This is a genomic window from Nonomuraea sp. NPDC050691 (assembly GCF_040654455.1).
Taxonomy (GTDB): Bacteria; Actinomycetota; Actinomycetes; order Streptosporangiales; family Streptosporangiaceae; genus Nonomuraea.
In genome coordinates, this window is sequence record NZ_JBFAIA010000265.1 from 1 (window position 1) to 8,104 (window position 8,104).

8 protein-coding genes are annotated in these 8,104 nt (G+C 72.6%); 2 read left to right on the forward strand and 6 right to left on the reverse strand.

The annotated features are described in order from the left end of the window. A partial coding sequence (locus AB0H81_RS42465; protein ID WP_358387474.1) for a hypothetical protein occupies window positions 1-1,685 on the reverse strand: 1,685 nt, incomplete at its 3' end. A 279-nt stretch (window positions 1,686-1,964) separates the two neighbouring features. Between AB0H81_RS42465 and AB0H81_RS42470 the strand changes: the two genes are divergently transcribed. Both AB0H81_RS42470 and AB0H81_RS42475 read left to right on the forward strand, forming a co-directional pair. Continuing rightward, window positions 1,965-3,494 (forward strand): MFS transporter, encoded by a 1,530-nt coding sequence (locus AB0H81_RS42470; RefSeq protein WP_358387477.1) that lies wholly within the window; start codon window positions 1,965-1,967, stop codon window positions 3,492-3,494. 35 nt (window positions 3,495-3,529) lie between these two features. Then, window positions 3,530-4,342, forward strand: a complete 813-nt coding sequence (locus AB0H81_RS42475) for a DoxX family protein (RefSeq protein WP_358387480.1) — start codon at window positions 3,530-3,532, stop codon at window positions 4,340-4,342. 17 nt (window positions 4,343-4,359) lie between these two features. Here the strand turns inward: AB0H81_RS42475 and AB0H81_RS42480 are convergent, their stop codons facing one another. The 5 genes from AB0H81_RS42480 to AB0H81_RS42500 all read right to left on the reverse strand — a co-directional run bounded on the left by AB0H81_RS42480 (window position 4,360) and on the right by AB0H81_RS42500 (window position 7,989). Continuing rightward, the gene (locus AB0H81_RS42480) at window positions 4,360-5,283 is read right to left on the reverse strand and encodes a DMT family transporter (RefSeq protein ID WP_358387482.1); all 924 of its coding nucleotides are present in this window, start codon (window positions 5,281-5,283) and stop codon (window positions 4,360-4,362) included. A 225-nt stretch (window positions 5,284-5,508) separates the two neighbouring features. After that, entirely contained in the window at window positions 5,509-6,912 is a 1,404-nt protein-coding gene (gene sthA / locus AB0H81_RS42485; RefSeq protein WP_358387485.1) for a Si-specific NAD(P)(+) transhydrogenase, read from the reverse strand. After that, window positions 6,905-7,117: a hypothetical protein gene (locus AB0H81_RS42490; protein WP_358387488.1), complete on the reverse strand. Its 213-nt coding sequence runs from the start codon at window positions 7,115-7,117 to the stop codon at window positions 6,905-6,907. Before AB0H81_RS42490 ends, sthA begins: the two co-directional genes overlap by 8 nt. A gap of 59 nt (window positions 7,118-7,176) precedes the next feature. Further along, window positions 7,177-7,428 carry a hypothetical protein gene (locus AB0H81_RS42495; RefSeq protein ID WP_175588134.1) on the reverse strand — a complete coding sequence of 84 codons (252 nt, stop codon included), beginning with the start codon at window positions 7,426-7,428 and terminating at the stop codon, window positions 7,177-7,179. A gap of 87 nt (window positions 7,429-7,515) precedes the next feature. After that, window positions 7,516-7,989, reverse strand: a complete 474-nt coding sequence (locus AB0H81_RS42500; protein WP_358387491.1) for a hypothetical protein — start codon at window positions 7,987-7,989, stop codon at window positions 7,516-7,518. Window positions 7,990-8,104 lie beyond the last annotated feature (115 nt).

The following is an 8,104-nucleotide window of genomic DNA, read 5'->3' on the forward strand; positions in this document are numbered from 1 at the left end:
TGTTGCGCGTAGCCGATGCCGATAGACATCAGGATGCGGATGGACACCATGTTTTTCGAAGCGGTCAAAGCCTGGCGCAGCGTGATGTAACCGGAATAGCGGCCGTCTGAATTTTTCGGGTTCCACACTTTGCCGTTTGCACCTTTGCCCGGCACCCCACCGGGAAGGCCGCCGCGGGCGGTCCAGCCGAGCAGGGCGCCCGCCGCGCATCCGGCCGCCGCGACGGCGAGGAGGACGACCGCCGCGCGCAGCCACCCGTCCTCGCGGTGGCGGACCCGCCGGTAGCAGCGCAGCAGCGGGTACGGCACGGCGGCCGCGGCCAGCGCGGCCCTCGGCTCGACGGCCAGGGCGCCGAGGACCAGCGGCACCAGCACCGACCAGGTGCGGCCGGCGAGGATCCACAGGGTCACCCCGGCGTTCCGGCGCGCCGTCCGCTCCCCCTCCTCGGCCTTCCTGCGCGCCGTCCGCCCACGGTCCTCGGCCTTCCCACGCGCCGTCCGCCCACCGTCCGCGGCGGCGAACTGCTCCAGGGCCCGGACCGGACGGCCGCGCCACGTCCCGGCCAGGGCGCGCAGGGCGGCGTGCGCCGGCCAGCCGAGCACCGCGATCGCCGCGAGCCCGGCCCACACCGGGTCGAGCCGCGGCGGCACGCCCGGGAGGGCGGTCAGGGCGAGCCAGGCGGCGTACGCGGCGACCGACACGGCGGCCGACACCACCTCCGTGCCGAGCCACGGGTCGCGCCCCAGCATGGCGGGCACGCGCGGCCACACCCGTACCCGGCGGGCCTGCCGCGCGGTGAGGACGGCCAGCAGCCCCAGCGCGGCCAGGCCGCCCAGCTCCGCCTGGAAGGCGAGGCCGGCGGTGTACGCGGCCACGGCGACCCCGAGCGTGGCCACCGCGACCAGCAGCCGGGCCTGCCGCGCCCACACCTCCAGGGCGCGCCTCGCCCGGCCGGTCTCGCGGGGGTCCACCGGCCAGGACGGGTCGTGATGGGCCCGGGGCCGGTCCCAGCGCAGCAACGCCAGCCCCAGGTTGACGCGCGCCCGCACCCGCGCCGCCTCCCCTTCGTCCGCGCCGGAATCGCCGACATCGCCGGAGTCGCGGGGGTCGCCGGAGTCGCGGGAGTCACCGGAATCCTGAGGCGGCATGGGGACGGCGGACGGGCCGGAGACCTCCGGAAGCGCGGCGGCCGGGTGCGGGGCGAGGGCGGTCCGGTAGGCCGCGCCCGCGTCTGCGTGGTCGCCGCGCAGCAGGGCGAGATCCCCCTCCAGGACGTGCACCGCCGGCTGCTCCGGGGCGAACGACCGGGCCAGCCCCGCCTGTACGGCGGCCTCGTCCGCGTGCCCCGGCAGGCGCGACAGCGCGGCGGCCAGGCGTACCCGGGCCGGCCAGGAGCCGGGCGAGAGCCGTACCGCCTCGCGTGCGGGGGCGAGGGCCTCGGCGTCGCGGCCGAGCCGTTCGAGGGCCAGGCTCACCAGCCGGTGCGCCCACTCGCCCGCGGCCGCAGCCTCTCCGTGGTCGTCGCGCCCGGCCGCCTCGGCGGCGCGGTGGGCGGCGTTCAGCGCCTCCTCGGGGCGGCCGGCGTGGAGGCGGGTGATGGCTTCGTCGCACCATTCGCGGGGGGATTTGTCGGCTTTTTCATAGTTTTGGTCGTGGTTTTTGCTATGATTTCCGTCCGTCCCCACCAGCTCATGATCGGCCGTTCGATGAAAGTTGAACAGGTCGCGACATAGGGCTGTATCTCTCTAGAGAGGTACGCGTGAGGGCCTTCGATGCGTCGATACCGCTATACCAAGCGCAAGCCATGGCCTAAGCTGCCACGCAAGCTGGAGCGGAGGAGCCCGAAGGCAGCGTTTCCACAAGCAGCGTCTCGACAGGCAGCGTCTCGGCGAGGCTCCCCGCACTCACAGCGACCACAGGCACGCGCGGGCCCGTTGTGGACGGATCGGCCGGCAAGGAGGTCCATGACCGTCACACAGGCCGCACCCCTCGTACGGCGTGGGGCTCGGCGACACCCCGACAGCCGCTGGGCGATCCTCCTGCTGCTCTGCCTGAGCCTCCTCCTCATCACCGTCGACGCCACGGTCCTGCACATCGCCGTGCCGGCCCTCACCGCGTCGCTGGAGCCGTCGGCCGTCCAGCTCCTGTGGATCATCGACGTCTACTCGCTGGTCGTCGCGCCGCTGCTGATCATGTTCGGCACGCTGGGCGACCGCTACGGCCGTAAACAGCTGGTCCTGGGCGGCTACGTGCTGTTCGGGATCGCCTCGGCCGCCGCCGCCTTCTCCCCCACCCCGCTCTTCCTCATCCTGGCGCGGGCGCTGCTCGGCGTCGGCGGCGCCATGATCATGCCGGCCACGCTGTCGCTGATCCGCCAGGTCTTCACCGACCGCCGCGAACGCGCCGTCGCGCTCGGCATCTGGAGCGCGGTCGCCGCCGCCGGAGCCGCCGTGGGCCCGTTGATCGGCGGGCTGCTCGTGAGCGTGTGGTGGGGCGCCGTCTTCCTCATCAACGTGCCGATCCTGATGGTGCTGCTGCCCGCCGCGGCCAGGCTGCTGCCCGACTCGCGCCGGGACGAGAGCAGGCCGTGGGACGGGCTGAGTGCCGTCCTGTCCGTGCTGGGCATCCTGGCGCTAGCGTTCGGCCTGAAGGAGGCGGGCTCGGGCAGCCTCATGCCGTTCGGCGCGTCCGTGGCCGTCTTCCTGGCCGGGGTGGCGCTGCTGGTGTGGTTCGTCCGGCGGCAGTCGCGGCTGGCGGCGCCTCTGCTCGACCTCGGCCTGTTCCGCAGCCGGGCGTTCACCACCGGCGTGGCCGGGGTGCTGCTGGGCGTGTTCGCCCTCGTGGGGCTCCAGCTCATGCTGGCCCAGTACCTCCAGCTCGTCCTCGGCGACCCGCCGCCCCAGGCGGCGGTCCGGATGCTGCCGTTGGTGCTGTCGGCCATCGCCGGCGGGCTCGCCGCGGCGCACATCCTGCCGCGCGTCGGCATGCGCGCCACCATGAGCGGCGGGCTCGGGCTCGTCGCCCTCTCCCTCACCCCCACCCTGAGCTGGGGCGTCGAGAGTCATCCCGTCATGCTCGGCGTCTGCTTCGTCGGCATCGGGTTCGGCGTCCAGGTGGCGCTGCTGGCCGCGTCCGACACGATCATGTCGTCGGTGTCCGAGGCGCGGGCGGGCGGCGCCGCCGCCATCGAGGAGACCGCCTACGAGCTCGGCGCCGGGCTCGGCGTGGCCGTCCTCGGCACGATCACCACCATCGTGTACGCGCCGGGCCTGCCGTCCGTGCCCGGCGTTCCCGGCGCGGGCATGGACCAGGCCCGGCAGTCCCTGGCCGGCGCCGCCCACGTGGCCCAGCAGGTCGGCGGCAGCGCGGGCGACGCGCTGCTCACGGCCGCCCGGTGGGCCTTCGTCAACGCCCTGCACACCACCGTCGTGGTGAGCATCGTCCTGCTCAGCCTGACCGCCGTAGCCGTGGCCATGCTGCTGCGCCGTGATTGAGGTGTGCGATGTCCCGCTCCGGGCACACAACTACCGTGAGACAGGCCCTCCATGATCTTGCCGCGCTCGTCGCCCGATTAGGGGTCGGCGGCATCTTCTTCGCCAACGGCTGGCACAAGCTCGAGGACGGCCTGAAGACCACCGGCATGCACTTCGCCCAGCAGGGCGCCCCCGCGCCGCGGGCCTGGGCCACCGTCACCATGCTCGCCGAGCTGATCGGCGGGGCGCTGCTCATCGCCGGGCTGCTGGTGGCGCTGACGGGGCTGGCGCTGTTCGCCGAGGCGCTGGCCGTGTTCCTGGTGGCGCCGCCGCTCAACCCCATCACCGTGAACGAGCTGGTCCTGCTCGGGGTGGCCGCGCTGCTGCTGGCCGTCGTGGGGGCCGGCCGGGTGTCGGTGGACCACATGGTGGTGATCCGGCGGCGGGAGTCGGAGGCGGCCAGCGAGTTCGCGGCCGACACGGAGGCCGACCGGGTCATCGCCTCACTGCGCGACCCCGACGCCGCCACGGACACCGCCGCCCGCGATACGGACACCGCCCGGCCGCCCGGCACGGCTTCCGGCGCCCAGGCTTCCGGCGCTTCCGGCGCTTCCGGCGCTTCCGGCGAGCAGGGAACGGCCTCCGCCGCGCCGCGCACCGGACCGGCGCCGGCGGCGCGCGCCCGGGCCCGTACGGACGCGGAGAAGGGCGACCAGCAGGACACCGCGCCCCATCCGCGCCCACGCCGCCCGGCCTCCGAGCCGGCACCGGCCGACGAGCCCGCGACGTCCACCGCGCCTGGCGACACCCTGGTCGCGGGCCGCAAGAAGCCCCCGCCCCGAGCCCGCCGGGGCCAGCCCGACGAGTGACCGTCCCGCGGCGCCGTTCAGCCCGCCGGCACGGCGGGGCGTTGGCGGGTGAGGCGGGCGGCTCCCTGGCTGAGGGCGATGGCCGCGAGGATGACCAGGGCGCCCACGGGCTGGTTCCAGCTCAGCCTCTCCCCCAGCACCACCACGCCGGACGCCGCCGCGAACACCGGCATCAGGTACGTCACCGTCGAGGTCGTCGTGACCCCCGCCTGGCCCTGCACCCGGTACAGCAGCAGGTACGCGAGACCCGTGCCGAGGCAGCCCAGCGCGAGCAGGCTCCACCAGACCCGGGCCGGGGCGGAGGTGTCCACCAGCGGCACGCCGGCCACCAGCGTGATCACGCCGAGCTGCACCGCGCCACTGAGGAGCTGGCCGGCCGCGAGCACCACGGGCGGTTCCGAGCGGCGTCCGGTGATGTAGCGGCCCATGTAGGCGGCGCCGACGCCATAGCACACCGCGGCGCCGAAGCAGGCCAGGCTGCCCGCGAGCTGGCCGCCCGCCATCGGCTGCCACACGCCCAGCACGATCATGACCCCGGCGAACCCGAGGCCGAGCCCCGCCACCCGGCCCGCCGTGGGCCGCTCGGCGCGCAGCAACAGCGTGAAGGCGAGGGTGCACAGCGGCGTCGTGGCGTTCCAGATCGACGCGACCACCGAGGAGACGTACTGCTCGCCGTACGCGAAGAGGGTGAACGGGACGGTCGTGAGCACCACGGACGCGACCTGGAAGTGACCCCAGAGGCGCGGGTCGCGCGGCAGGCTCCTGCGGCTCACGGCGACCACCGCGAGCAGCGCGGCGGCGCCCAGGACCATCCGCGCGAACGACACCTGGAGCGGCTGCAGCACGCCCACGGCGACCTTGATGAAGAAGAAGCTGTTGCCCCAGATGGCCGCCAGCACCAGGAAGGCGGGCAGCCACCGTCCCGCGCCCTTGATCTGCACCCTTGCCTCCAGTCGGTGAACCCTGAGGAGCGTAGCGGCCGACACGGACCCGAGACGTAGGGATATTTCCTTATTTATCGCCTTAGAAAGGTGCGTGGCGCGGGACGGCGAGGAGCACGGCTTCCCCGGCCTCTACTCCAGCGCTGAGGGGCGACCAGGTTCCAGTCGGGAGAAGGTCCGTGTGGCACGGCCAGCCTTTCAGACCACCGAGATCGCGATCAGAGGTCACATCTCAGCTGTCAGCCGCGCGATCACTCGCATCTTGTTCATGGCGTCAAGGGCGGCGACCTTGTACGACTCAGCGAGCGTCGGATAGTTGAACACCGCGTTGACCAGGTAGTCGATGGTCCCGCCGCAGCCCATCACGGTCTGCCCGATGTGAACCAGTTCGGTGGCGCCCGTGCCGAACACGTGGACACCGAGCAGCCGCCGGTCTTCGGAGGAGACGAGCAGCTTGAGCATGCCGTACGAGTCGCCGATGATCTGTCCTCGGGCGAGTTCCCGATACCGCGAGATGCCCACCTCGAAGGGGACCTTCTCCCGGGTCAACTCATCTTCCGACTTCCCGACGAAGCTGATCTCCGGGATGGTGTAGATCCCGATCGGCGACAGCTCCTGCATCTCCGCCACCGGTTCGTCGCACGCGTGCTGGGCGGCCAGTCGCCCCTGTTCCATCGAGGTGGCCGCGAGCGCGGGGAAGCCGATCACGTCGCCGACCGCGTAGATGTGCGGGACGGAGGTGGCGTAGTTCTCGTCGACCTGGATCCGGCCCCGGTCGTCGGCGGCCAGCCCGGCCGCCTCCAGGCACAGCTCTGCCGTCTTGCCCTGCCTCCCGGCCGAGTACATCACGCAGTCGGCGGGAATCCGCTTGCCGCTTTCCAGGACGGTCAGGGCCCCTCGTGGCCGCCGCTCGACCGCGGCGACGTTCTCACCGAACCGGAACGTGACCGCCAGGTCGCGCAGGTGGTACTTGAGCGCCTCCACGATCTCCAGATCGCAGAACTCCAGCATCCGCTCACGGCGCTCCACCACGGTCACCTTGGTGCCGAGTGCCGCGAACATCGAGGCGTACTCGATGCCGATGACTCCGGCTCCAACGACGACAAGGGTCTCGGGCACCCGGTCCAGATGCAAGATCGCGTCCGAGTCGATGATCACCTTGTCGTCGAACTCCACGCTGGCCGGACGGGCCGGTGACGTCCCCGTGGCGATCACGATCTTCTCGGCCGTGACCTTCCGCTCCTCGCTCCCGGTGACTCCGATGGTGTGCGCGTCCAGGAACCGCCCGGTCCCCTGCAGGACCGTCACATGGTTGCGGCCCAGTTGGCTCCGGATCACCTGGATCTCCCGGCCGATCACGTGCTGCGTGCGCATCCCGAGATCAGCGACCGTGATCTCCTCTTTCACCCGGTAGCTCGCGCCGTACAGCTCACGCTGGTTGAGACCGGTCAGGTAGAGAACCGCTTCCCGCAGCGTCTTCGACGGGATCGTCCCCGTGTTGATGCACACACCACCGAGCATGTGCTTCTTCTCGACCACCGCGACCCGCTTGCCGAGTTTCGCCGCGGCGATCGCCGCCTTCTGTCCGCCGGGACCGGACCCGAGGACAAGGAGATCGAAGTCATACACCGGAGCAGACCTCCCGACCAGCGAGCCCACTCACGCGATCGCGACACGAGCGAACAAGAGAGACAACGATGCCGATGACCCCGGCACCCACGACGACGAGGGGGCCGGGGACGTGCTGGGTCTTGGTCGGGATCGTGCCCGTGTTGATGCGGACGCCGCCGATCATGTTGCGGCGCTCGATGACGGCTACGTCGAAGTCGGCCACGCGTCCAGTGTCTCTCGCGCGGGCCGTTCCCGCCATGAGCCGGCGGGGAGCGCCGTCGTTCAGCCGGACATGCCGGCCATCACCCGGTCCACGATCCCGTCGCTGCCCTCCTGGCGGGCGCAGTGGGCGCAGCAGTACCAGTGCTCGCCCGCCTGGACGCCGTGCCCGATGACGCGGGCCCCGCAGTGCTCGCAGATGGGCGCCATGGCGTGGATCGCGCACTGGAAGGAGTCGAAGGTGTGCACGGCTCCCTGGGCGTGGACCTCGAAGGCCATGTCGTAGTCGTTGCCACAGGTCTCGCAGACGGCCATGGTGTTCCCCCTCGCGCTGTCACCGGTACGCCGCAGGGACATACCCCGCCGCGTGCCACCCTTGCCCCAACGGACCGCCATATTCCCTCAGCGTGGGACGAGCGCGCGGGCCAGCAGGGGGAGCCCGAGCAGGGCGAGGGCCGAGAGGGCGGCCGGCAGGCCGAGCCAGGCCGCGAGCCCCGCCACGAGCGGCGGGCTGATCACGAACGCGGTGTACGACACGACGGAGACGCCCGACACGAGCGCCCCGCTCGGGTCGTCGGCCGCGGCCCGGCTCAGGACGGCCGGCACCAGGGGCCCCAGGGCGAGCCCGGTGAGGGCGAACCCGGCCAGTGAGACCGGCACGGCCCCCGACGGTCCGCCCCAGCCGGCGAGGGCGATCCCCGCTCCCCCGCCCAGGCCGGCGACGAGGTAGAGGACGCGTGGCGACAGGCCGGGCAGCGCCTGCGCGGCCAGGCGCCCCACGGTCTGCGCCCCCATGTACACGGCCGGGGCCGCGCTCGCGGCCAGCGCCGAGGCGGCCCGGTGGTCCTCCAGCAGCAGCACCGACCACTGCTCCACCGCGTTCTCGATGACGAGCGCGCAGGCCGTCAGCCCGCCCAGCAGGGCTGCCGCGCCCCACCGCCGCCGTCACCTCCGCGATGGCCGAGCATCTCTACGACGACGGGCTCTTCCA

What these genes read in the sequence shown, in the direction of transcription:
- AB0H81_RS42470 (WP_358387477.1), top strand. Translation starts at nt 1,965, where the DNA reads ATGACCGTCACACAGGCCGCACCCCTCGTACGGCGTGGGGCTCGGCGA.
- AB0H81_RS42495 (WP_175588134.1), bottom strand. Translation starts at nt 7,428, where the DNA reads ATGGCCGTCTGCGAGACCTGTGGCAACGACTACGACATGGCCTTCGAG.